At 71.4% G+C, this 24,457-nt stretch carries 16 protein-coding genes; 12 read left to right on the top strand and 4 right to left on the bottom strand.

Going from position 1 to position 24,457, the window contains the following annotated elements:
- Positions 1-164: 164 nt before the first annotated feature.
- The 4 genes from dapF to hflX all read left to right on the top strand — a co-directional run bounded on the left by dapF (position 165) and on the right by hflX (position 6,625).
- Positions 165-1,031, top strand: coding sequence for a diaminopimelate epimerase (gene dapF, locus ACIRJT_RS34665; RefSeq protein ID WP_403917408.1), 867 nt, complete (start codon positions 165-167; stop codon positions 1,029-1,031).
- 172 nt (positions 1,032-1,203) lie between these two features.
- The gene (locus tag ACIRJT_RS34660; RefSeq protein WP_403917405.1) at positions 1,204-3,372 is read left to right on the top strand and encodes a RelA/SpoT family protein; all 2,169 of its coding nucleotides are present in this window, start codon (positions 1,204-1,206) and stop codon (positions 3,370-3,372) included.
- 155 nt (positions 3,373-3,527) lie between these two features.
- Positions 3,528-4,973 carry a M1 family metallopeptidase gene (locus tag ACIRJT_RS34655; protein ID WP_403917402.1) on the top strand — a complete coding sequence of 482 codons (1,446 nt, stop codon included), beginning with the start codon at positions 3,528-3,530 and terminating at the stop codon, positions 4,971-4,973.
- A 131-nt stretch (positions 4,974-5,104) separates the two neighbouring features.
- Positions 5,105-6,625, top strand: coding sequence for a GTPase HflX (gene hflX / locus ACIRJT_RS34650; RefSeq protein WP_403917400.1), 1,521 nt, complete (start codon positions 5,105-5,107; stop codon positions 6,623-6,625).
- Between the two features lie 96 nt (positions 6,626-6,721).
- Here hflX and ACIRJT_RS34645 read toward each other — a convergent pair whose 3' ends face one another.
- Together ACIRJT_RS34645 and ACIRJT_RS34640 are read right to left on the bottom strand one after the other, a co-directional pair.
- The gene (locus ACIRJT_RS34645) at positions 6,722-7,891 is read right to left on the bottom strand and encodes a trypsin-like serine peptidase (RefSeq protein WP_403917398.1); all 1,170 of its coding nucleotides are present in this window, start codon (positions 7,889-7,891) and stop codon (positions 6,722-6,724) included.
- Between the two features lie 251 nt (positions 7,892-8,142).
- Positions 8,143-9,312 (bottom strand): trypsin-like serine peptidase, encoded by a 1,170-nt coding sequence (locus ACIRJT_RS34640; protein WP_403917395.1) that lies wholly within the window; start codon positions 9,310-9,312, stop codon positions 8,143-8,145.
- 355 nt (positions 9,313-9,667) lie between these two features.
- Between ACIRJT_RS34640 and ACIRJT_RS34635 the strand changes: the two genes are divergently transcribed.
- The 5 genes from ACIRJT_RS34635 to ACIRJT_RS34615 all read left to right on the top strand — a co-directional run bounded on the left by ACIRJT_RS34635 (position 9,668) and on the right by ACIRJT_RS34615 (position 17,850).
- Positions 9,668-11,062, top strand: coding sequence for a diaminobutyrate--2-oxoglutarate transaminase family protein (locus tag ACIRJT_RS34635; protein WP_403917393.1), 1,395 nt, complete (start codon positions 9,668-9,670; stop codon positions 11,060-11,062).
- A gap of 28 nt (positions 11,063-11,090) precedes the next feature.
- On the top strand, positions 11,091-12,995 hold the full coding sequence (locus ACIRJT_RS34630; RefSeq protein ID WP_403917389.1) for an IucA/IucC family protein: 1,905 nt from the start codon (positions 11,091-11,093) through the stop codon (positions 12,993-12,995).
- 86 nt (positions 12,996-13,081) lie between these two features.
- Positions 13,082-13,873, top strand: coding sequence for a GNAT family N-acetyltransferase (locus ACIRJT_RS34625; RefSeq protein ID WP_403917387.1), 792 nt, complete (start codon positions 13,082-13,084; stop codon positions 13,871-13,873).
- A 60-nt stretch (positions 13,874-13,933) separates the two neighbouring features.
- Positions 13,934-15,841, top strand: a complete 1,908-nt coding sequence (locus tag ACIRJT_RS34620) for an IucA/IucC family protein (protein ID WP_403917384.1) — start codon at positions 13,934-13,936, stop codon at positions 15,839-15,841.
- A 38-nt stretch (positions 15,842-15,879) separates the two neighbouring features.
- Complete coding sequence (locus ACIRJT_RS34615) at positions 15,880-17,850, top strand: ATP-dependent DNA helicase (protein ID WP_403917381.1); 1,971 nt, start codon at positions 15,880-15,882, stop codon at positions 17,848-17,850.
- Positions 17,851-18,003: 153 nt separating this feature from the next.
- Here ACIRJT_RS34615 and lexA read toward each other — a convergent pair whose 3' ends face one another.
- Positions 18,004-18,801: a transcriptional repressor LexA gene (lexA, locus tag ACIRJT_RS34610; protein WP_010072358.1), complete on the bottom strand. Its 798-nt coding sequence runs from the start codon at positions 18,799-18,801 to the stop codon at positions 18,004-18,006.
- A 491-nt stretch (positions 18,802-19,292) separates the two neighbouring features.
- Between lexA and nrdR the strand changes: the two genes are divergently transcribed.
- Both nrdR and ACIRJT_RS34600 read left to right on the top strand, forming a co-directional pair.
- The gene (nrdR, locus tag ACIRJT_RS34605; protein ID WP_018962021.1) at positions 19,293-19,805 is read left to right on the top strand and encodes a transcriptional regulator NrdR; all 513 of its coding nucleotides are present in this window, start codon (positions 19,293-19,295) and stop codon (positions 19,803-19,805) included.
- A gap of 174 nt (positions 19,806-19,979) precedes the next feature.
- Positions 19,980-22,877, top strand: a complete 2,898-nt coding sequence (locus ACIRJT_RS34600; protein ID WP_403917378.1) for a vitamin B12-dependent ribonucleotide reductase — start codon at positions 19,980-19,982, stop codon at positions 22,875-22,877.
- A gap of 143 nt (positions 22,878-23,020) precedes the next feature.
- Here ACIRJT_RS34600 and ACIRJT_RS34595 read toward each other — a convergent pair whose 3' ends face one another.
- Positions 23,021-23,557, bottom strand: a complete 537-nt coding sequence (locus ACIRJT_RS34595) for a TerD family protein (protein WP_403917375.1) — start codon at positions 23,555-23,557, stop codon at positions 23,021-23,023.
- Between the two features lie 255 nt (positions 23,558-23,812).
- Here ACIRJT_RS34595 and ACIRJT_RS34590 point away from each other — a divergent pair, with 255 nt between their 5' ends.
- Complete coding sequence (locus ACIRJT_RS34590) at positions 23,813-24,418, top strand: YdbC family protein (RefSeq protein WP_381321750.1); 606 nt, start codon at positions 23,813-23,815, stop codon at positions 24,416-24,418.
- The last annotated feature ends 39 nt before the right edge of the window (positions 24,419-24,457 follow it).

The raw sequence follows: 24,457 nt of genomic DNA, 5'->3' as shown, positions 1-24,457 counted from the left end.
CGGCCGCGCCGCGCCCGGCCCGCCCGCGCGTCAGCAGGCCCGGCCACCCGGTCCGCCCGTGCGGGCCCCGGACGGCGCCGTCGGGTCCGTTCGTGTGCGGGTCACGGAACGGGCCGCCGGGTCCGCTCGTGCGGGTTGTCGGCGCCGCCTCGTACAGTTGGCGTGTGAGCACCTCGCAGATCGCCTTCCTCAAGGGTCACGGCACCGAGAACGACTTCGTGATCGTCCCGGACCCGGACAACGCCCTCACGCTGCCCGCCGCCGTCGTGGCCCGGCTCTGCGACCGCCGGGCAGGCGTCGGCGGCGACGGCCTGCTGCACGTCGTGCGGTCCGCCGCGCACCCCGAGGCGCGGGACATGGCGGACGAGGCCGAGTGGTTCATGGACTACCGCAACGCGGACGGCTCGATCGCCGAGATGTGCGGCAACGGCGTGCGCGTCTTCGCCCACTACCTCCAGCGCGCCGGCCTCGCCGAGGAGGGCGACCTCACCGTCGCCACCCGAGGCGGCCCCAAGCGCGTGCACCTCGCCAAGAACGGCGACATCACCGTCTCCATGGGACACGCCCTGCTGCCCGAGGAGAGCGTCACGGTCAGCGTCGGCGACCGCAGCTGGCCCGCCCGCAACGTCAACATGGGCAACCCGCACGCGGTCGCCTTCGTCGACGACCTCGACCACGCCGGAGACCTGCTCGCCGCCCCGCCCGTCAGCCCCGGAGCCGTCTACCCCGACGGCGTCAACGTCGAGTTCGTCGTCGACCGGGGCCCGCGCCACGTCGGCATGCGCGTCCACGAGCGCGGCTCCGGCGAGACCCGCTCCTGCGGCACCGGCGCCTGCGCGGTGGCTGTCGCCACCGCGCGCCGGGACGGGGCCGACCCCGCCGGGACCGGCCTCCCGGTCACCTACCGGGTGGACCTCCCCGGCGGCACCCTCGTCATCACCGAGCACCCCGACGGCGCGATCGACATGACCGGACCCGCGGTGATCGTCGCCGAGGGCGTCATCGACCCGGCCTGGCTCGAAACCTCCTGAGGAATGGCTCACGCGAAACGATGGCCACCCCGAGCTTCGCTCGAATGGGTGATCCGTTTCACGCGGGGCGAGAGCTGGACTGCGCCACGTGGTGGGGTCGATAGCATCAAGCACCGGTCCCGAGGGGCAACCGCTCCTCCCCAGCGCCGGTCGACGTCGCCGGAGGTGCCCCATGAGTGCAGAGGCCGCCGATCCGGGCGCTCCCCTTCGCAGGCGGAGCCGCCCCCGGATCGATCTGCGCAGACTGGGCCGGGTGGCGCTGCGCGGCCCGGTCTCGCGCGACCGGCTGCCCGACGCCATCGGCCATGTCGCCGAGGCGCACCGCGCCCACCACCCCGACGCCGACCTGACCATCCTGCGCCGGGCCTACGTCCTCGCGGAGTCCTCGCACCGCGGCCAGATGCGCAAGAGCGGCGAGCCGTACATCACCCACCCGCTGGCCGTCACCCTGATCCTCGCGGAGCTGGGCGCCGAGACCACCACCCTCACCGCCTCCCTGCTCCACGACACCGTCGAGGACACCGAGGTGACGCTCGATCAGGTGAAGGAGCAGTTCGGGGACGAGGTCTGTTATCTCGTCGACGGCGTGACGAAGCTGGAGAAGGTCGACTACGGCGCCGCCGCCGAACCGGAGACCTTCCGCAAGATGCTCGTCGCCACCGGCAACGACGTCCGCGTCATGTCGATCAAGCTCGCGGACCGGCTGCACAACATGCGCACCCTCGGCGTGATGCGCCCCGAGAAGCAGGCCAGGATCGCCAAGGTCACCCGGGACGTCCTCATCCCGCTCGCCGAACGGCTCGGCGTGCAGGCGCTCAAGACCGAGCTGGAGGACCTGGTCTTCGCGATCCTGCACCCCGAGGAGTACGAGCACACCCGCGCCCTGATCGCCGCCGCGGCGGGCCCGGACGCCCCCCTCGACACCATCGCCGACAACGTACGGGGCACCCTGCGCGACGCGGGCATCAGCGGAGAAGTCCTCATCAGGCCACGCCACTTCGTCTCCGTGCATCGGGTCCGCGGGAAACGCGGCGAGCTGCGCGGCACCGACTTCGGCCGGCTGCTCGTCCTCGTCACCGAGGACGCCGACTGCTACGCCGTCCTCGGTGAGCTGCACACCTGCTTCACCCCGGTGATCTCCGAGTTCAAGGACTTCATCGCCGCCCCCAAGTTCAACCTGTACCAGTCGCTGCACACCGCGGTCGTCGGCCCCGGGGGCGCCGTCGCCGAGATCCTGATCCGCACGCACCGGATGCACAAGGTCGCCGAGGCCGGCGTCGTCGCGCTGGGCAACCCGTACGCGCAGGACCCCGCCGCCGCCCCGCAGAACGAGCCGTCCGACGAGCGCGCCGACCCGACCCGGCCCGGCTGGCTCTCCCGGCTGCTGGACTGGCAGGAGTCCGCCACCGACCCCGACACCTTCTGGACCACCCTGCGCGCCGACCTCGCCCAGGACCGCGAGATCACCGTGTTCCGCACCGACGGAGGCACCCTGGGGCTGCCCGCCGGGGCCAGCTGCGTCGACGCCGCCTACGCGCAGTACGGCGACCGGGCGCACACCTCCATCGGAGCCCGGGTCAACGGCCGCCTCGCCACACTCAGCACCGTCCTCAGCGACGGCGACACCGTGCAGCTGCTGCTCGCCCAGGACACCGCGTCCGGCCCCTCGCCGGACTGGCTCGACCACGCGCGCACCCCCGCCGCCCGGATCGCGATCACCGGCTGGCTCACCGACCACCCCGACGAGGGGAAGCCCACCCCCTCGACGATGACGTCCGCGGACCCGGGCGGACCCGGCCCGGCGGAGCCCGCAGCCCCCGAGCGCGACGCCCTGGCCACCGCGCCGGCGCGCACCCGCTCCGGCCCCCGCGCCACCGGCGTCGTCGTCGACGGTCCGGACGCGCCGGTGCGCCTCGCCGGCTGCTGTACGCCGGTGCCCCCCGACGACCTGACCGGCTTCGTCGTCCGCGGCGGCACCGTCACCGTGCACCGCCGCGAGTGCCCCGCCGTGGCCGCCATGCAGGAGATCGGGCGCGCCCCGGTCGGGGCCCGCTGGGCCGATGTGGAGGGCCGGGAATCCGACGCCGGCTGCCGGGTCACCCTGGTCGCCGAGTCCTTCGGCCGCCCCCGGCTCCTCGCCGACCTCACCGAGGCCATCGCCACCGCCGAGGCCGCGATCGTCTCCGCCACCGTGGAGCCGCCCAGCGAGCAGCGCGTCCGCCACACCTACACCCTCCAGCTCCCCGACGCCGCGGGCCTGCCCGCCCTGATGCGCGCCATGCGCGAGGTCGCCGGGGTCTACGACGTCAGCCGCGCCCAGCATCCGGCCCCCGCCGGCTGAGCCGTACCGGAGGCGGCTCGCGTTCCGGAAGCGGCCCGGCCCGAACCGGCGCGTCCTCCGGCCGACCACACCCCCAGACGGGCGGCGCGTCCTCGTTCGAGTGGTGCGGCGCGCGGCTCCCCGGCCCGACGGCGACGCGCTGATAGCGGTAGTCCATGCCGCTCCTCAACCGCCGCCTGCGCGCCGCCCTGCTGGCGACCGCCTCGGCCACCCTCGTCGCCGCCACCCTGCCCGCCCCCGAGCCCCTGGGCATCGGAGACCGGCTCTTCCCCGAGCTGGGCAACCCCGGATACGACGTCCTCGCGTACGACATCGCCTTCACCTACGGGGGCGGCAACACCAAGCCCCTGGAGGCCGTCACGAAGATCAGGGCCCGCACCACCGCGCCGCTGGACCGGATCAACCTCGACTTCGCCCGGGGCACGGTCCACGGAGTCGAGGTCAACGGAGTGGCGGCCGACTTCGGCAGCAAGAGCGAGGACCTGGTCGTCCAGGCTCCCCGCCGCCTCCCCGCGGGCGTACCGCTGAACATCACCGTCCGGCACACCAGCGACCCGAGCGGATCCGGGGACGACGGCGGCTGGGTCCGTACCGCCGACGGCCTCGCCATGGCCAACCAGGCCGACGCCGCGCACCGCGTCTTCCCCGGCAACGACCACCCGTCCGACAAGGCGTACTTCACCTTCCGGATCACCGCCCCCGAGAAGCTGACCGCGGTAGCCGCCGGCCTGCCCGCCGGAAAGGTGCGGCACGGGGCCACGACCACCTGGACCTACCGCACCGAGCACCCCATGGCGACCGAGCTGGCCCAGGTCTCCATCGGCAGCTCCGCGGTCCTGCACCGCACCGGCCCGCACGGACTGCCGGTGCGCGACGTCGTCCCGGCCGCCGACCGGAAGAAGCTGGAGCCCTGGCTGAAGAAGACCCCCGCCCAGCTGGAGTGGATGGAGAAGCAGGTCGGCCGCTATCCCTTCGAGACGTACGGGGTGCTCGTCGCCGACAGCCCCATCGGCTTCGCCCTGGAGACCCAGACGCTGTCGCTGTTCGGGAAGTCCTTCTTCACCGAGCCCGGCTACCCGGAGTGGTACGTCGACTCGGTGATGATCCACGAGCTGGCCCACCAGTGGTTCGGCGACAGCGTCTCGCCCGCGAGCTGGTCCGACCTGTGGCTCAACGAAGGACACGCCAGTTGGTACGAGGCCCGGTACGCCGAGGAGAACGGCGGCGGGACCCTGGAGCGGCGGATGCGCGAGGCGTACAGGCTCTCCGACGGCTGGCGCGCGGACGGCGGCGCTCCGGCACACCCGGACGGCCCGGCCCCGGGGCAGAAGCTCAGCCTGTTCCGGCCGGTCATGTACGACGGCAGCGCGCTGGTGCTCTACGCCCTGCGCCAGGAGATCGGCGAGGCCGCCTTCGACCGGCTGGAGCGCACCTGGGTCCGGGTGCACCGGGACTCCACGGCGACCACCGCCGACTTCACCCGGCTGGCGTCCGGCATCGCGGGACGGGACCTGACGGCCTTCTTCGACGGCTGGCTGTACGGCGGGAAGACCCCGCCCATGCCGGGCCACCCCGACTGGAGCAGCGCGAAACCCGCGTGACGGGCCCGGTGGGGCCGTGCCACTATCGACGCGTCGGCGCGGCGGACCGCACCGGAGTTCCCGGCAGGGAATCATCCGGGTAGATCACACGTTGTGACTGGCGTAAAGACTTCTATCGACGTAAGGATCCAATGACCTCCTCTTCTTCCCTTCCCCAGGACGCGCAGGACGCGCAGAGCGCCACGGAGAACACCACCGAGAGCCTCACCGAGAGCCTTCGGGCCGACGCCCTGATGGAAGAGGACGTCGCCTGGAGCCAGGAGATCGACGGGGCGCGGGACGGCGATCAGCTGGACCGCTCCGAGCGCGCCGCGCTGCGACGCGTGGCCGGTCTCTCCACGGAGCTCGAGGACGTCACCGAGGTCGAGTACCGCCAGCTGCGCCTGGAGCGCGTGGTGCTGGTGGGCGTCTGGACCTCGGGGACGGTGCGCGACGCGGAGATCTCCCTCGCGGAGCTCGCCGCACTCGCCGAGACGGCCGGCGCACAGGTGCTGGACGCGGTGTACCAACGACGCGACAAGCCGGACCCGGCCACCTACATCGGCTCGGGCAAGGCGCTGGAGCTGCGGGACATGGTGCTCGAATCCGGTGCCGACACCGTCGTCTGCGACGGCGAGCTGAGCCCCGGCCAGCTGATCCACCTGGAAGACGTCGTCAAGGTGAAGGTGGTCGACCGGACCGCCCTGATCCTCGACATCTTCGCCCAGCACGCCAAGTCCCGTGAGGGCAAGGCGCAGGTCTCGCTGGCCCAGATGCAGTACATGCTGCCGCGGCTGCGCGGCTGGGGTCAGTCGCTCTCCCGTCAGATGGGCGGCGGCGGTTCCAGCGGCGGTGGCGGCATGGCCACCCGTGGACCCGGTGAGACCAAGATCGAGACGGACCGGCGACGGATCCGCGAGAAGATGGCGAAGATGCGCCGGGAGATCGCGGAGATGAAGACCGGCCGCGAGATCAAGCGGCAGGAGCGCAAGCGCAACAAGGTGCCCTCCGTCGCCATCGCCGGATACACCAACGCGGGCAAGTCATCGCTGCTCAACCGCCTGACCGGGGCGGGTGTCCTGGTGGAGAACGCCCTGTTCGCCACCCTGGACCCGACCGTCCGCCGGGCCGAGACGCCGAGCGGCCGCATCTACACCCTGGCCGACACCGTCGGGTTCGTCCGGCATCTGCCGCACCACCTCGTCGAGGCGTTCCGCTCCACCATGGAGGAGGTCGGCGAGTCCGATCTCATCCTCCACGTGGTGGACGGCTCCCACCCGGTGCCGGAGGAGCAGCTTGCCGCGGTGCGCGAGGTGATCCGTGACGTCGGCGCGGTGAATGTGCGCGAGATCGTCGTCATCAACAAGGCGGACGCGGCGGACCCCCTGGTCATCCAGCGGCTGCTGCGCAACGAGAAGCACGCCATCACGGTCTCGGCCAGGACCGGCGCCGGAATCGACGAGCTGCTCGCGCTCATCGACGCCGAGCTGCCCCGGCCGTCCGTCGAGATCGAGGTGCTCGTGCCGTACATCCAGGGGGCTCTGGTCTCCCGGGTGCACGCAGAGGGCGAGGTGCTCTCCGAGGAGCACACCGCCGAGGGCACCCTGCTCAAGGCCCAGGTCCACGAGGAGCTGGCCGCCGAGCTCGGGACCTTCGTCCCCGCCGCGCACTGACGGCCGCAGGACCGCACGACAACCGGAAGGCCCGGCCCCCGAACTCTCCGGAGAGTTCGGGGGCCGGGCCTTCCTGCGTACGGTCGGCGGCCGTGGCTACCGGCCGGCGAACTTGTCGCTCATCATCGTGAAGGTGCGCCGGGCGTCGTCATCGAGCCGGGGGCCGGCCAGCCAGCCCGAAGTGACCGGGCCGATCGAGGTGTTGGACACCAGCGTCGACTTCCCGTCCGGCCCGGCGACGAACCACCCGCCGCCGGAGGAACCGCCGGTCATCGTGCAGCCGATCCGGTACATGGCCGGGGTCCCCGGGGCGATCGAGAGCCGGCCGGGCCGGTCGACGCACTGGTGCATCAGCAGGCCGTCGTACGGCGGACCGGCCGGGTAGCCCCAGGCGCCCATGCCGCTGATCTGCTGGATCTCCGGAGCGTCGAAGGAGACCGGCAGCGCGTTGCCCACCGTCTCCTCCAGGGACTTCGTGCCCTTTTCCGGCTTCACGTGCAGGATCGCGTAGTCGTAGGGCGCGCCCGCTCCGCCCGTCGGGCCGCCGCCGGAGATCCACTCGCCGGAGGACGCGGCCCAGTCGGCCCAGTAGGTGCCGTAGGGGGCGATCTCCCGCGGCTCGGCGGTCCGCAGCTGCGCCGCGTTCTTGCCCTGGTCGTTGTACGAGGGCACGAAGACGATGTTGCGGTACCAGCCGCCGCCCGCGCCCGCGTGCACGCAGTGTCCGGCGGTCCACACGAGGTTGGACCGCCCGGGGTTCCTCGGGTCCTTCACGACCGTGCCCGAGCAGACCATGGAGCCCTCGGGGGAGTCGAAGAAGACCTTGCCGACCGGGGCGGCGTGCCGGTGGTAGGGCAGCTTCTCCGGCTTGGCGGGCACCGGGGCCGGCTCCGGGTCGCTGACGTCCTGCCCGGCGGTCAGTTCACCGGCCGCCATCGTCTTGGCGGGCTCGTCGGCCGAGGCCATCCGGTCGGGCTTCCACAGGCCGTCGATGACCGGGTTGACGAACTCCTCGGCCGTGCGCAGCCATGTGTCCTTGTCCCAGTTCTTCCACTCCCCGCCCTTCCACTTCTCCGGGTCCACCCCGTGCTTCTCCAGGGCGTCGCCCAGATCACCGGGAAGACCGGCGGCGGGGTCCTTCTCCGCGGTCGGACCGGTGGCGGACGGCTTGGCGGCGGCGTTCTCGTCCGGTCCGCAGGCCGTGGCCGTCAGTGTGAGCGCCGCGACGAGGCCGGTAGCGGCCAGCAGCGGACGTATCGATCGCATGGAAGAGATCCCCCCTGGACACCTGAGTCGTGCGGTGGTGCGTCTACGCGGACGTGCGGTTGAACGCGGAGCGGTCGTGCGGTCGTACGCGTACGCGGTCGTACATTCTGTCATGCTCTTGTCATTCAGGACTCCGGGACCTGCCGGGATCGACCGCGGCCCCCGGTACGGCAGTAGCCGTACCGGGGGCCGCGGACGATATCTGCGAACCCGTGATCCCGTGCGGAGGGTCCGTCGCCGGAAGCCGGGACCTACTGGCCCGCGTACTTCTCGCTCACCGCGCGGTAGACGCCCTCGGCCTCCTTGCCGAGCCGGGGGCCGGCCAGCCAGCCCGCGGTGACCGGGCCGATCGAGGTGTTCGAGACCAGGGCGGGCTTGCCGTCCTGCCCGGCCGCGACCCAGCCGCCGCCGGAGGAGCCGCCGGTCATCGTGCAGCCGACGCGGTACATCGTGGGCTGGTCCTGGAAGACGGAGAGCCGGCCCGGCCTGTCCTCGCACTGGAGCAGCTTCTGGCCGTCGAACGGCGGCGCGGCCGGGTAGCCCGTGGCCGTCATGGCGTCGATCTCCGGCACGGCGGGGGCGTTGAACTCGACCGGAAGCGCCGAACCGACCGTCTCCTCCAGCGACTTGCCGCCCGCTCCCTTCTCCGGCGTCACGTGCAGCACCGCGAAGTCGTACGGGGCGCCCTGGCCGCCCACGGCCGCGCCCTGGGCGATCCACTGCTCGGAGGTCTGGGCCCACTGGCCCCACCACACGCCGTAGGGAGCGATCTTCTCCTTGGGCGCGGTCTCCAGCTCGGCCAGCGACAGGCCGTCGTTGTTGTACGCCGGGACGAAGGCGATGTTGCGGTACCAACCGCCCTTCTTGCCCGCGTGCACACAGTGTCCGGCGGTCCACACCATGTTGGACTTGCCGGGGTTCGCCGGGTCCTTCACCACGGTCGCGGAACAGACCATCGAGCCCTGCGGGCCGTCGAAGAGCAGCTTCCCGGACTCCGGGGCGTTGTCGTGGTAAGGCGTCGCGACACCGGCGGCCCGGACCGGGGCCGGCGTCGGGTCCGTCACGCCGTCGTCGCCGGAGATGTCGTTGTCGACCGGGTTCTCCGGGGGCTTGTCGGCCTCCCGCATCCGGTCCGGGTCCCACAGACCGTCGATGATCGGGTTGACGAAGTCCTTGGCCTCACGCAGCCACTTGTCCCTGTCCCAGTTCTTCCACTCCCCGTCCCGCCACTTGTCGGGGTCGATGCCGTGCTCCTTGAGCCGGTCCTTGAGGTCGTCCGGAAGGGTGACCTTGCCGTCGGACGACTGGTCGGCCGAGGCGCTGGGCGTACCGCCCGCGTTGTCCTCCTCCGGACCGCAGGCGGTGGCGGTCAGCGCCAGCACGGCGGCGACGGCGGTCGCGGCGAGCGCGGTGGAGGGCATGCGCCGTGCGCGCCTCCCGCGCCGTGCGGTATCGATCGGGCGAATGGGTCGCATCTCGTGATCCCCCTGGGACTTCGTCACTCGGTACTCGTGCTGCGATTGCGGACACATCGGGCGCCGGAGCAGGTGCTCCGCGCCCCTGTGCGGCCCCCACTATGCCGGTGCCGATGGTGACGGTACGCGGCAGGTCCACGGTTCCGTCGCCGCGAGGATGTTCCGATTTACCCGTGATCCATCGCGGACGGCGTCGTTGGTACGTACGGGGGACGCCAGGACAGCGTTAACGCCCTCGTTCCGTCCGCGCGAGAACGTACCGACGTGCAACGCAACTGTTACCGCAGGAGGATCAAGAGCCGTGTCCGTGACCGAACCCGCTCCGGTGGCGCCGCCCCCCGCACACGAGGGCATTCTCCGGCGCCAGACCCTGCGCGAATCGGCGGCCCGCACGTACGCGCGGTCCCTGCCGATCGTCCCGGTGCGCGCCCGCGGGCTCACCATCGAGGGTGCGGACGGACGCCGGTACCTCGACTGTCTCTCGGGCGCCGGCACCCTGGCGCTCGGACACAATCACCCCGTCGTGCTCGAAGCCATCCGGAAGGTCATCGACTCCGGCGCGCCCCTGCACGTGCTGGACCTCGCCACCCCGGTCAAGGACGCCTTCACCACCGAGCTGTTCGCCACCCTGCCGGGGGAGTTGGCCGACAACGCCCGCATCCAGTTCTGCGGCCCGGCCGGTACGGACGCCGTCGAGGCCGCGTTCAAGCTGGTCCGCGCCGCGACCGGGCGCACCGGCCTGCTGACCTTCACCGGCGCCTACCACGGCATGACCGCCGGGGCCCTGGAGGCGTCCGGCGGCGCCACCGACGTACGGGTGACCCGGCTGCCCTTCCCGCAGGACTACCGCTGCCCGTTCGGGACCGGCGGCGAGCGCGGCGCCGCACTCGCCGCCCGCTGGACCGAACACCTGCTGGACGACCGCAAGGGCGGGGTGCCGTCCCCCGCGGGAATGATCGTGGAGCCGGTCCAGGGCGAGGGCGGCGTCAATCCCGCCCCCGACTCCTGGCTGCGCCGCATGCGCCGGATCACCGAGGACCGCTCCATCCCCCTCATCGCCGACGAGGTGCAGACCGGGGTCGGCAGGACCGGCGCCTTCTGGGCCGTCGAGCACAGCGGAGTCGTCCCCGACGTCATGGTCCTCTCCAAGGCGATCGGCGGCTCCCTGCCGCTGGCCGTGATCGTCTACCGCGCTGAACTGGATCTTTGGCAGCCGGGTGCCCACGCGGGTACGTTTCGTGGCAACCAGCTCGCCATGGCGGCGGGCGCGGCCACGCTCGCGTACGTCAGGGAGAATCAACTGGCGGACCGCGCTGCGGTCCTGGGGGCCTGGATGCTCGCCCGTCTGACGGAGCTTCGGGCACACCACCCGGGAATCGGTGACGTACGGGGGCGTGGACTGATGATCGGCATGGAACTGGTGGATCCCGAGCGCGCGCCCCTGCCCGCCGAAGCAGGAGACGACCACCCGGCTCCGCCGCCCGACCCGGCCCTCGCCCTCGCCGTGCAGCAGGAATGCCTGCGGCGCGGCCTCATCGTCGAACTGGGCGGCCGCCACAACGCCGTGGTCCGCCTTCTGCCGCCCCTCACTCTGACCGACGAGCAGGCGAGTGCCGTCGTCGACCGTCTCGCCGACGCGCTGGCAGCCGCAACACGCTCCCCGCACCGTCGGACCACCGCCGGGCCGACCACCTGAACCCGGAATCCCCACAAGGAAGAACGCCGTGAACCCCACCCCCGCGTCCGAGGCCGACGGCCACGGCACCCCCCAGCACCGAGGGCAGGACGGACCGGCCGCCCCCGGCACGGTCGAGGCGACGACCGTGCCCCGCCAGAAATCCCCGCGCGATCCGGCCCCCGCCGCCCACGCGCCCGGTCCGGACCCCCGCGTCCAGGCGGGCCGGAGCCCGAGCCCCGATCCTCTCGACGACCCGGACCCGCTGCGGGCCGCCGACGCCGCGGGCACGGAGAGCCTCCTGCGGTGCTGGACCCGGGAGAGCGACCTGCCCCGCCCCGACGGCGACACCCTGCGCATCGCCTTCCCCGCCAGCGGAACCGCCCTGCTCGTCCCGGTGCACTACTGGTCCGCCACCGGGGCCCACCGCTTCGGAGCACCCGTCCTGGAGACCGCCCCCGCCGACGCCCCGCCCGCGGACGCCGCCACCGTCGCCGTCCTCATCGGCCGCGAGGGCGGCGAGAGCGGCGCGGGTGATCTGGTCGCCCGTCTCGCCGACTCCGTACGCCACACCGCCGGCTTCATCGAGCAGCGGCGGCGCAGCCCGGAGGACCCCGCCGAGGCCGACCTCTTCCTCACCGCCGAACAGTCCCTGCTGCTCGGCCACCCCCTCCACCCCACGCCCAAGAGCCGCGAAGGCCTCTCCGACGCGGAGTCCCGCCGCTACTCCCCGGAGCTCCACGGATCCTTCCCGCTCCACTGGTTCGCCGTCGACCGGTCGCTGATCGCCACCGACTCCGCCTGGACCGAGGGCGGTCCGGCCACCGCCGACGAGCTGCTCGCCCCGCACGCCGAAGGGCTGCGCCTGCCCCCCGGCACCGTCGCGGTCCCCGTGCACCCCTGGCAGGCCGCCGATCTGTTCCACCGCCCCCAGGTCCGGGCCCTCGCCGGAACCGGCCTGCTCCACGACCTCGGCCCCCACGGCGAGCACTGGCATCCCACCTCCTCCATCCGCACCGTGCACCGGCCCGGGGCACGGGTGATGCTCAAGCTCTCCCTCGGCGTACGCATCACCAACTCCCGCCGGGAGAACCTCCGCAAGGAGCTGCACCGGGGCGTCGAGGTCCACCGCCTCCTGGCGACCGGGCTCGCCGAGCAGTGGCAGCGGGAGCACCCCGGCTTCGACATCGTCCGGGACCCCGCGTGGCTCGCCGTCGACGACCCCGAGGGCGTACCCGTCACCGGGCTCGACGTGATGCTCCGCCACAACCCGTTCGGCCCGGGCGACGACGCCGCCTGCATCGCGGGACTCACCGCGCAGCGTCCCCGGCCCGGCCGGCCCGGTATGCGTTCCCGGCTCGCCGAGGTCGTCTCCGCCCTGGCCGCCCGCACCGGCCGCGCCGCCACCGACGTATCCGCCGAATGGCTCCGCCGCTATCTGCACCACGTCGTGCGCCCGGTCCTCTGGCTCGACGCCCACGGCGGAGTCGCTCTCGAAGCCCACCAGCAGAACACCCTCGTCCTCCTCGACCCGGACGGCTGGCCCGTCGGCGGCCGCTACCGGGACAACCAGGGCTACTACTTCCGCGACTCCCGCCGCGACGAGCTGGAACAGCGGCTTCCCGGCATCGGCGTCGTCAGCGACACCTTCGTCTCCGACCCGGTCACCGACGAGCGCTTCGCCTACTACCTCGGCATCAACAACATCCTCGGCCTGATCGGAGCGTTCGGGGCCCAGCGCCTGGCCGACGAGCAGGAACTCCTCACCGTCCTGCGCCGATTCCTCACCGAGTCCGCGGAACTGGGCTCACCTCTGCCCGCGTATCTCCTGGAGAACCGCCAACTGCGCTGCAAGGCCAATCTGCTGACCCGGCTCCACGGCCTCGACGAGCTGGTCGGACCGGTCGACACCCAGTCCGTGTACGTCACCATCGCCAACCCGCTGCACACCTGAGCCCCACCCGCCCCGGGCGGACTCCGACCGCACCCGTTCCCAGGACGCCCACCGACCGCACCCGGTCCAGAGAGGAGAGCGCCACCGTGCCTCCCGCCGAACCCTCAGCGGAACCCGACGCCGTACCGGCCGACCACGGCTCCGCCGGACGGTCCGGCACCGAACCGTCCGGCAGCAGTGCGGACGGCAGCAGTGCGGACGGAAGCGCCGGCGTCGAGGACACCCTCGACCTGGAGCTCACCGAGGAACTCCTCGCCCTGATCGCCGGGGAACGAAGCGCCGGGGCGGGCCGGACCCGGGTCACCCACGAACTGCTGGGCGACCCGGGGGCCTGGCCGCCCGCCCTCACGGCGGCCGGGGAGTTCGCCCTGCTCCCCGTCCGGCCGGAGCGTGATCTCGCCGTCGTCAGCCGTTGGATGAACGACCCCGCCGTGGCGGCCTTCTGGGAGCTCGCCGGACCCGAGTCCGTCACCGCCGACCACCTCAGGCCCCAGCTCGAAGGGGACGGACGCAGCATCCCGTGCCTGGGCGTGCTCGACGGCACACCCATGAGCTATTGGGAGATCTACCGCGCCGACCTCGACCCCCTGGCCCGTCACTACCCCGCCCGCCCCCACGACACCGGCGTCCATCTCCTCATCGGAGGCGTGAACAACCGGGGCCGGGGTGTGGGCACCAGCCTGATCCGCGCCGTCGCCGACCTCGTCCTGGATAACCTTCCGCGGTGCGGACGGGTCGTAGCCGAGCCGGACCTGCGCAACACCCCCTCCGTATCCGCGTTCCTCAGCGCCGGTTTCCGCTTCTCCGCCGAAGTGGATCTCCCCGACAAACGCGCCGCGCTGATGATCCGCGACCGAACGTACCGAGCCCAGCTGTGACTTACTCGCCGCACTTTCCACACCGCTCGAACCTCAGAGGTTCCATCCGGAGGAGTCCCCGTGCCGATATATCCCGCGAGCCGTGAATCAGCCGAGTCCCCGCAGCTGTTCAGCCCTCCGGAGCTGAACCGACAGATCTGGGACCGGGCCGCCGCACGGCTCCTCGCCAAGATGCTCGGCGAGTTCGCCTACGAGAAGATCATCGAGCCGGTCCCGGAGCCCGGGACCGGCGGACGCCACCGGCTGACCCTCGACGACGGGGGAGCGCTCGCCTTCACGGCCCGGCGCGGCGTCTACGGCAGCTGGCGCGTCGACCCCGACTCGATCGAGGTGACGGCGGGCCCTCCGGCCGCACTCGCCAACGGCTCGCCCACCACCGTGAGCACCGAGGCGAGGTCCAACGGCTCGGTCGGCGGCACCCGGCCGTTCCGCGACCCGCTGACGTTCCTCACCCGGGCCCGGGACCTCCTCGGGCTCGACGGCACGACGCTGGGCCACCTCATCCGCGAGCTGACCCGGACCCTCTCCGCCGACGCCCGGCTCGACCACACCGCGCTCACCGCCGAACAGCTCGCCGCGCTCGACTACGCGGAGTTGGAGGGCCATCAGACCGGCCACCCCTGGCTGGTGGCGAGCAAGGGACGGCTCGGCTTCTCCGCCGCCGACGCCGCCCGCTTCACCCCCGAGACCCGCAGCCCGCTCCGGCTGCCGTGGATCGCGGTCAGCACCCGCCTCGCGCAGTACCGGGGCGTGGGCCGCGTCGGCACCCCCGAGCAGTTGTACGCCGGCGAGCTCGACAGCGACGTCCGGGACGCCTTCGGCGAGGTGCTGCGGGCCCGGGGGCACGACCCGCGGGACTACCTGTACCTCCCCGTGCACCCCTGGCAGTGGGACGAGTGGATCGTGCCGCTCTTCGCCCCGGCCATCGCCGACGGCGACATCGTGGCCCTGCACACCGACGGGGACGCCCGCCTACCGCAGCAGTCCATCCGCACGTTCGCGAACGTGGAACGGCCCGAGCGGCACACCGTGAAGCTCCCGCTCTCCATCCTCAACACCCTGGTCTGGCGCGGCCTGCCGACCGAGCGGACCCTCGCCGCCCCCGCGGTCACCGCCTGGGTCCAGGGGCTGTGCGAGGGCGATCCCTTCCTGCGCGACACCTGCCGGGTCGTTCTCCTCGGCGAGGTCGCCTCCGTCGCCGTCGAGCACCCGCTGTACGACCACCTCCCCGAAGCGCCCTACCAGTACAAGGAGATCCTCGGCGCGATCTGGCGGGAACCCTTGCCGCCCCGCCTCGTCCCGGGCGAGAAGGCCCGCACGCTCGCCTCCCTCCTCCATACGGATCCGGCCGGCCGCGCGTTCACCGCGGAGCTGGTCGAGCGCTCCGGCCTCGCCCCGGACGCCTGGCTGAAGCGGCTCTTCGCCGCCCTCCTGCCACCCCTGCTGCACTTCCTCTACCGCTACGGCACCGTCTTCTCCCCGCACGGTGAGAACGCCATCGTCGTGTTCGACGAGAACGACGTGCCCGTTCGCCTCGCCATCAAGGACTTCGTCGACGACGTCAACGTCAGCGCCCACCCGCTGCCCGAGCACGCCGACATGCCCGACGAGGTGCGCGCCGTCCTCCTCACCGAGCAGCCGTCCTTCCTCACCCAGTTCATCCACTCCGGCCTCTTCGTGGGCGTCTTCCGCTATCTGTCCCCCCTGTGCGAGCAGCAGCTCGGCGTCTCCGAGGACGCGTTCTGGTCACTCGTCCGGGCGGAGATAGTCCGCCACCACGCCCGCTTCCCGGAGCTGAACGAACGGTTCGAGCTCTTCGACATGCTCACCCCCGAGATCGAGCGCCTCTGCCTGAACCGCAACCGCCTGCTCGTCGACGGCTACCGGGACCGTGCCAGCCGGCCGCACGCGGCGATCCACGGCACGGTCCCCAACCCCTTGCACCCCTCCGCCCGCGTCCGGGAGTGATCGCCGTTGTCAGTGGTGCGCCGTAGGGTGGTCGGGCTATGACGAAGCCATCCCTCCCCGAGCTCCTGCACGCCGCCGTCACCGCCGTCGGCGGTACGGAAAGGCCCGGCCAGGTCACCATGGCCGAAGCCGTCGCCGAGGCCGTCGACGACCAATCCCACCTGCTCGTCCAGGCCGGCACCGGTACGGGCAAGTCGCTCGGCTATCTGGTGCCGGCCCTGGCGCACGGGGAGCGGGTCGTCGTGGCCACGGCCACCCTCGCCCTCCAGCGACAGCTCGTGGAGCGGGACCTGCCGCGTACGGTGGAGTCCCTGCATCCGCTGCTGCGCCGCCGTCCGCAGTTCGCCATGCTCAAGGGCCGGTCGAACTACCTCTGCCTGCACCGGCTCCACGAAGGGGTTCCCCAGGACGAGGAGGAGGGGCTGTTCGACCAGTTCGAGGCGGCGGCCCCGTCCAGCAAGCTCGGCCAGGACCTGCTGCGGCTGCGGGACTGGTCGGACGAGACGGAGACGGGCGACCGGGACGACTTGACCCCCGGCGTCTCGGACCGGGCCTGGGCGCAGATCTCGGTCTCCTCGCGCGAGTGCCTGGGCGCGACGAAGTGCGCGTACGGCGCGGAGTGCTTCGCGGAGGCGGCCCGCGAGCGCGCGAAGCTCGCGGACGTGGTCGTCACCAACCACGCGCTGCTCGCGATCGACGCCATCGAGGGCGCGCCGGTGCTGCCGTCGCACGAGGTGCTGATCGTCGACGAGGCCCATGAGCTGGTCTCCCGGGTCACCGGCGTCGCCACCGGCGAGCTCACTCCCGCCCAGGTCAACCGCGCGGTCCGCCGGGCGGCGAAGCTGGTCAACGAGAAGGCCGCCGACGCCCTCCAGACCGCCGCCGAGGGCTTCGAACGGGTGATGGAGCTGGCGCTCCCGGGGCGTCTGGAGGAGGTGCCCGAGGACCTCGGGTACGCGCTGATGGCGCTGCGCGACGCGGCACGCACGGTGATCTCCGCCATCGGCGCCACCCGGGACAAGTCGGTCGAGGACGAGAACGCCGTCCGCAAGCAGGCCCTGGCCTCGGTCGAGTCGATCCACGGCGTCGCCGAGCGCATCACCCAGGGCTCCGAGTACGACGTCGTCTGGTACGAGCAGCACGACCGGTTCGGAGCCTCCGTCCGGGTCGCCCCGCTCTCCGTCTCCGGGCTGCTGCGCGAGAAGCTCTTCGCCGAGCGGTCCGTGGTCCTGACCTCGGCCACCCTCAAGCTCGGCGGAGACTTCAACGGGGTGGGGGCGTCTCTCGGGCTCGCCCCCGAAGGGACCGCGGGCGACGACGTCCCGCAGTGGAAGGGTCTGGACGTCGGCTCCCCGTTCGACTACCCGAAGCAGGGCATCCTCTATGTCGCCCGGCATCTGAACACCCCGGGGCGCGAGGGATCGCGTACGGACATGCTGGACGAGCTCGCCGAGCTGGTGGAGGCGGCCGGCGGCCGCACGCTGGGGCTGTTCTCCTCCATGCGGGGAGCCAAGGCGGCGGCCGAGGAGCTGCGGTCGCGGATGGACAGGCCGATCCTGCTCCAGGGCGAGGAGACGCTCGGCGAGCTGATCAAGAACTTCGCCGCCGACCCGGAGACCTGCCTCTTCGGCACCCTGTCGCTCTGGCAGGGCGTGGACGTCCCCGGAGCGAGCTGTCAGCTGGTGGTCATGGACCGGATTCCGTTCCCCCGGCCGGACGATCCGCTGATGAGCGCACGGCAGAAGGCGGTCGAGGAGGCGGGCGGCAACGGCTTCATGGCGGTGGCGGCGACGCACGCCGCTCTGCTGATGGCCCAGGGCGCGGGCCGACTGGTCCGGGCCACGGGTGACAAGGGCGTCGTCGCCGTGCTGGACCCGAGGCTTGCCAACGCGCGGTACGGCAGCTATCTGCGCGCCTCGCTGCCGGACTTCTGGTACACCACCGACCGGAACCAGGCACGCCGCTCACTGGCCGCCATCGACGCACGGGCCAAGGCGGACGGGGCCTGATCCGCCGGGGCCGCGCCCTGCCGCCCGACTCTGCCGCCCGACCCCGGGCGGCAGGGCAAGGCAGAGCCCCGGGACCGACGTCATGATCGACGTCCTAGGCAGTGACCCCGGGGCAGACAGCCGTGACCGGCACTTCTCTCGGATCCGACGTACTCAAACCCGGCGCAGCACCGCCACCACCTTGCCGAGGATGGTCGCCTCGTCGCCGGGGATCGGCTGGTACGCGGCGTTGTGAGGGAGCAGCCATACGTGACCGTCCTCCCGGCGGAAGCGCTTGACCGTAGCCTCGCCGTCGAGCATGGCGGCGACGATGTCCCCGTTCTCCGCGACGGGCTGGCGGCGGACGGTGACCCAGTCGCCGTCACAGATCGCGGCCTCGATCATCGAGTCGCCGACGACCTTCAGGACGAACAGCTCTCCGTCGCCGACGAGCTGGCGGGGGAGCGGGAAGACGTCCTCGACGGACTCCTCCGCGAGGATCGGGCCACCGGCGGCGATCCGGCCCACCAGCGGCACATAGGAGGCGGCGGGCTTGCCCGTGGTGTCGGTCGGCTGGGTGCTGGGCTGGTCCGATCCGCGCACCTCGTAGGCGCGGGGCCGGTGCGGGTCCCGGCGGAGGAAGCCCTTGCGCTCCAGCGCCATCAGCTGATGGGCGACGGACGACGTGCTGGACAGGCCCACCGCCTGACCGATCTCCCGCATGGAGGGCGGGTATCCCCGCCGCTGCACGGAGTCGCGGATGACCTCGATGACCCGCCGTTGCCGGTCCGTGAGCCCCGAGCTGTCCGCCCGGATTCCGGGGGGCCTGCCGGGCATGGAGCGTCCCGGGCGTGCGGGCTCGGGCCCGTCCGTGTTCGTGACTGAGTCATTCATGGCATGCACCGGCTCAAGTCGGCTCTGGGAGCGGTGGTCCCGGGCGGTGATGGTGGCACTGTCTGCGGTGGTGGTCACGTCGGCCCCTCTCGAATGTTCTCCCTAGCTGGACAACGGTAGTAGCTTTCGAAAGGTTGCGCCAAACACACGTTCGAGTGAAAAACGAATAAAGGAGTGCCGCGGCACTACCGACAGGTGTATGAGCAACAGGATAGAGGCCGCGCGGACGCTCCGCGGAGGCCCGTCGCGGTGTCGGCCCGAGTCTTTCATCCGGACCGCTGCGCCGGAGCCCCGGCGGCTCGGGGGCCCCGTGTCTCCCGTACCCTCTTCTCTGGCCGACGGTCTCCCCGGGCGGCCCTCGGAAGAGAGGTCCGGCGCGCGACACGCGATCGGGCCGGAAACGCGACTCAACCCTAGATCTAGTGGTTGGATTGCCCCAGTCACCCAGAAGTTGTGGTCGCGGTTCAATCGCACTGTGGCCATCGCCTATGCTGGAGACTGCTTCCAAGGGCCTGGACAAGGCCCTGAAGAGGCTATTCAGTCGTGCGTGTGAAGGAGGGTTGGGAGCCATGCACTGCCCCTTCTGCAGGCACCCCGACAGCAGGGTCGTCGACAGTCGCACCACCGACGACGGGACGTCGATCCGTCGCCGTCGGCAGTGCCCCGACTGTTCCCGCCGCTTCACCACGGTGGAGACCTGCTCGCTGATGGTGGTCAAGCGCAGTGGCGTGACCGAGCCCTTCAGCCGCACCAAGGTCATCTCCGGCGTCCGCAAGGCATGCCAGGGGCGACCCGTCACGGAGGACGCCCTCGCCAAGCTCGGCCAGCGGGTCGAGGAGGCGGTCCGCGCCACCGGCAGCGCCGAGCTGACCACCCACGACGTGGGACTGGCCATCCTCGGCCCGCTGCAGGAACTCGACCTCGTCGCGTACCTGCGCTTCGCGTCCGTGTACCGGGCGTTCGATTCCCTGGAAGACTTCGAGGCCGCCATCGTGGAACTGCGTACGCAGCGGCCTTCCGCAGAGGACCGCGGGAGCGGAGAGACCCTTGAGGTCCCCGCGCCCGCCATTGCCGCCGACTGAGCGGTACCCGCCCGGGACGCCCGTGCCCGCAGACGTAACGACTGCGGACCGGCGGCAGGGCGACATGAGATGTGCTTCCGGCTGCCGAGTGCGGCTTCCGGAGCATCGGACACACATTGTGCCTGGGAAGATCTGGGCACTTCAGGGCGTTTTCGCCCACATATGGGAGGCGGCATGACAGAGACGGCGAGCGGCCCGGCACGAGGTTCCCGTACCAAGGGCGCCAAGGCGAGCAAGGGTCTGCGTATCGAGCGCATCCACACCAACCCCGGCGTGCACCCGTACGACGAGGTGGCGTGGGAGCGCCGTGACGTCGTCATGACCAATTGGCGCGACGGCTCGATCAACTTCGAGCAGCGTGGCGTCGAGTTCCCCGACTTCTGGTCGGTGAACGCGGTCAACATCGTCACCAGCAAGTACTTCCGCGGAGCTGTCGGCACGCCGCAGCGCGAGACCGGTCTCAAGCAGCTGATCGACCGGATCGTGAAGACGTACCGGAAGGCCGGCGAGGACAACGGCTACTTCGCCTCTCCCGCCGACGCGGAGATCTTCGAGCACGAGCTGGCGCACGCCCTCCTGCACCAGGTCTTCAGCTTCAACTCCCCGGTCTGGTTCAACGTCGGCACGCCCCAGCCGCAGCAGGTCTCCGCCTGCTTCATCCTGGCCGTCGACGACTCCATGGAGTCGATCCTCGACTGGTACAAGGAAGAGGGCATGATCTTCAAGGGCGGCTCCGGCGCCGGCCTGAACCTCTCCCGTATCCGCTCCTCCAAGGAGCTCCTCTCCTCCGGTGGCAACGCCTCCGGTCCGGTCTCGTTCATGCGCGGCGCCGACGCGTCCGCCGGAACGATCAAGTCGGGCGGCGCCACCCGCCGCGCGGCCAAGATGGTCATCCTCGACGTCGACCACCCCGACATCGAGGACTTCATCGAGACCAAGGTGAAGGAGGAGGAGAAGATCCGCGCCCTGCGCGACGCGGGCTTCGACATGGACCTGGGCGGCGACGACATCACGTCCGTCCAGTACCAGAACGCCAACAACTCGGTCCGGGTGAACGACGAGTTCATGAAGGCCGTCGAGGCGGGCGGCAAGTTCGGGCTGCGCGCCCGGATGACCGGCGACGTCATCGAAGAGGTCGAGGCCAAGTCCCTCTTCCGCAAGATGGCCGAGGCCGCCTGGGCCTGCGCCGACCCGGGCATCCAGTACGACGACACCATCAACGCCTGGCACACCTGCCCGGAGTCCGGCCGGATCAACGGCTCGAACCCGTGCAGCGAGTACATGCACCTGGACAACACCTCGTGCAACCTCGCCTCGCTGAACCTGATGAAGTTCCTCAAGGACGACGGCCTGGGCAACCAGTCCTTCGAGTCCGAGCGCTTCGCCAAGGTCGTCGAGCTGGTCATCACCGCGATGGACATCTCGATCTGCTTCGCGGACTTCCCCACGCAGAAGATCGGCGAGAACACCCGCGCCTTCCGTCAGCTCGGCATCGGCTACGCCAACCTCGGCGCCCTGCTGATGGCGACCGGTCACGCGTACGACAGCGACGGTGGCCGCGCGCTGGCCGGTGCCATCACCTCCCTGATGACCAGCACCTCCTACCGCCGCTCCGCCGAACTGGCCGCGGTCGTCGGCCCGTACGACGGCTACGCCCGTAACGCCGAGCCGCACCAGCGCGTCATGAAGCAGCACTCCGACGCCAACGCCAAGGCCGTCCACGTCGACGACCTCGACTCGCCGGTCTGGGCCGCCGCGACGGAGGCCTGGCAGGACGTGATCCGGCTCGGAGCGAAGAACGGCTTCCGCAACGCCCAGGCGTCGGTCATCGCGCCCACCGGCACCATCGGTCTCGCGATGTCCTGCGACACCACCGGCCTGGAGCCCGACCTCGCCCTGGTCAAGTTCAAGAAGCTGGTCGGCGGCGGCTCGATGCAGATCGTCAACGGCACGGTGCCGCAGGCGCTGCGTCGCCTCGGCTACCAGCCGGAGCAGATCGAGGCGATCGTCGCCCACATCGCCGAGAACGGCAACGTGGTCGACGCCCCCGCCCTGAAGACCGAGCACTACGAGGTCTTCGACTGCGCGATGGGCGAGCGCTCCATCTCCGCGATGGGCCACGTCCGGATGATGGCGGCCATCCAGCCGTGGATCTCCGGCGCGCTCTCCAAGACGGTGAACCTCCCCGAGACGGCCACCGTCGAGGACGTAGAGGAGGTCTACTTCGAGGCGTGGAAGCTGGGCGTCAAGGCGCTCGCGATCTACCGCGACAACTGCAAGGTCGGCCAGCCCCTCTCCGCCAAGACCAAGGACAAGGAGAAGGAAGAGGTCACCGCGAAGGCCGAGGAGACCATCCGCACGGCGGTCGAGAAGGTCGTCGAGTACCGCCCGGTCCGCAAGCGCCTCCCCAAGGGCCGTCCCGGCATCACCACCTCCTTCACGGTGGGCGGCGCCGAGGGCTACATGACCGCCAACTCCTACCCGGACGACGGTCTCGGCGAGGTCTTCCTGAAGATGTCCAAGCAGGGTTCGACCCTCGCGGGCATGATGGACGCCTTCTCCATCGCCGTCTCGGTCGGTCTGCAGTACGGCGTCCCGCTGGAGACGTACGTCTCGAAGTTCACCAACATGCGCTTCGAGCCGGCCGGTATGACGGACGACCCGGACGTGCGGATGGCGCAGTCGATCGTCGACTACATCTTCCGCCGCCTGGCGCTCGACTTCCTGCCCTTCGAGACCCGCTCGGCCCTCGGCATCCACTCCGCCGACGAGCGTCAGCGCCACCTGGACACCGGCAGCTACGAGCCGTCGTTCGAGACGGACGGGCTGGACGCGGACAGCCTGGCCCCGTCCGCCCCGGTACGCGCCGAGCCCCTGAAGGTGGTGGCGGCTCCCGAGGAGCCCGCCGCGAAGCCCGCGCCGAAGACGGCGCACACCTCGGCCGAACTGGTCGAGATGCAGCTCGGCATCAGTGCCGACGCCCCGCTCTGCTTCTCCTGCGGTACGAAGATGCAGCGCGCAGGCTCCTGCTACATCTGCGAGGGCTGCGGCTCGACGAGCGGCTGCAGCTGACCGGACGCGGAGTCGCGCCGACGCGCGGCTGACCCGTTGTTCACGAAGGGGACCGGCCACCGGCCGGTCCCCTTCGGCAGGTCCCCGGCCCCTTCTCGGCTGGTCGCCGACGCCCGCGCCGGGTTGGCCGGAACTGACCGATGTCACCCTTCGGCGGCCCGGCTTCCCATCACCGTGGCGAACGCGTCGGGGTCGCCGTCGAAGCCGCGCACGGCCGACCGGAAGCCCCAGAGCCCCGAGCCGTCCCGGGTGAACTCCCCGACGACCGCGGCGGTCGCCCACGCCACCTCGGAGAAGTCGCTCGCGGTCAGGCTCGTGTAGCCCTCGCGGATCTCCATCGCCGTGCTCCCTATGTCGCCGAAGGTCTTGTGACCGTCGCGCTGCTGGATGGCGACACCGACCACCACCCGCCCGTACACGTCCGCCAGCCGGTTCAGCTCGATGGTCATGACCTCGTCGAAGCCGAAACCCTGACCGGTCCGGCTGTCCCGGTTCAGCGTGATGGTGCCGTCCGGTGAGCGGCTGTCGAAGTGGACCAGATAGGCGGGGGCACCGTACGGCTCGCCGGCCGGGTAGGTGGCCGCGATGATGTCGAGGTCGTTGGCCGCCGCCCCGTGCGGACTGGGGTCCCATTTGACCCGCACCTCGACCTTTTCGATGTCCTTGTTCGGAGTGCTCAAGGGACTTCCCTCCCGGCCGACGGCCCACGGACCGTTCCCATGACCTGATACACGATTCACCCGATCATGTACGCAAGCGGCCGCGGAACCAACTGCTCCGGCCGCGGGCGGCGGATTCGGGCCACCTTCCTGCCCCGACAAGGGTGTTGCGGCCACCTCGGGCACCCGCGACCCGGTGCGCGAGCGGAACGAACGGCTGGGACGCACTCCCCGGGACCGTGACGCGCGCCACGTTCCGCGCCGTACGATGGCGCGGTGCTGGTGAAGTGGATTCGCTGTTCCGTGGTGGACCGTCATGGTTTCGAGCGGGGACAGCGGAAGTGGGCGGGGCTGCTCGGCGAGCCGGGGTTCAGAGGACAGAGCGGCGGGTGGAGCCGAACGCGCCCCGACGTCGCCCATGTCTTCGCGTTCTGGGAGAACCGCGTCTTCTACGACTCCTTCATGGCCCGCGGGCACGACCGCCTGGCGGCCGGGCAGTCGGGCATGTTCCGCGATATGCGGGTCACGCTCTTCGAACGCCGCTTCGACGTGAAGACGGGGTTCGAGCCCCACTTCGCGGAGGCGGACGTCGTCAGGGTCGCGCACAGCCGGGTGCACGAGGAGCGGGCCGAGCACTTCGTGCTCATGCAGCAGCAGGTGTGGAACCCCGCCATGGCCGGATCGCCCGGCATGCTGCGCGGCGTGTTCGGCGAGGCTCCCGGCAACGAGTTCCTGGCGCTGTCCCTGTGGAAGTCGAGCGCCGAGCGCGGCAAGTACCGGGCGGCGGGGGCCGAGCGGCTGGCGGCCCGCGCGGGGACCGAGACGGACGTGATCGCGCTGACGGGAGACGTCGTGGAGCTGGAACCGTCCTGGACGGTGTGACCCGGGCCGCGCGTCCCTGCTGGGGGCCGCCTAGGCTCG

It is taken from the genome of Streptomyces sp. NPDC102283 (genome assembly GCF_044766265.1).
GTDB lineage: Bacteria > Actinomycetota > Actinomycetes > Streptomycetales > Streptomycetaceae > Streptomyces.
The sequence above is the reverse complement of the archived record's forward strand: the minus strand, read 5'-3'. Positions and strand labels throughout refer to the sequence as shown.

What these genes read in the sequence shown, in the direction of transcription:
- ACIRJT_RS34660 (WP_403917405.1), top strand. Translation starts at nt 1,204, where the DNA reads ATGAGTGCAGAGGCCGCCGATCCGGGCGCTCCCCTTCGCAGGCGGAGC.
- ACIRJT_RS34655 (WP_403917402.1), top strand. Translation starts at nt 3,528, where the DNA reads ATGCCGCTCCTCAACCGCCGCCTGCGCGCCGCCCTGCTGGCGACCGCC.
- hflX (WP_403917400.1), top strand. Translation starts at nt 5,105, where the DNA reads ATGACCTCCTCTTCTTCCCTTCCCCAGGACGCGCAGGACGCGCAGAGC.
- ACIRJT_RS34645 (WP_403917398.1), bottom strand. Translation starts at nt 7,891, where the DNA reads ATGCGATCGATACGTCCGCTGCTGGCCGCTACCGGCCTCGTCGCGGCG.
- ACIRJT_RS34640 (WP_403917395.1), bottom strand. Translation starts at nt 9,312, where the DNA reads ATGCCCTCCACCGCGCTCGCCGCGACCGCCGTCGCCGCCGTGCTGGCG.
- ACIRJT_RS34615 (WP_403917381.1), top strand. Translation starts at nt 15,880, where the DNA reads ATGACGAAGCCATCCCTCCCCGAGCTCCTGCACGCCGCCGTCACCGCC.
- nrdR (WP_018962021.1), top strand. Translation starts at nt 19,293, where the DNA reads ATGCACTGCCCCTTCTGCAGGCACCCCGACAGCAGGGTCGTCGACAGT.
- ACIRJT_RS34600 (WP_403917378.1), top strand. Translation starts at nt 19,980, where the DNA reads ATGACAGAGACGGCGAGCGGCCCGGCACGAGGTTCCCGTACCAAGGGC.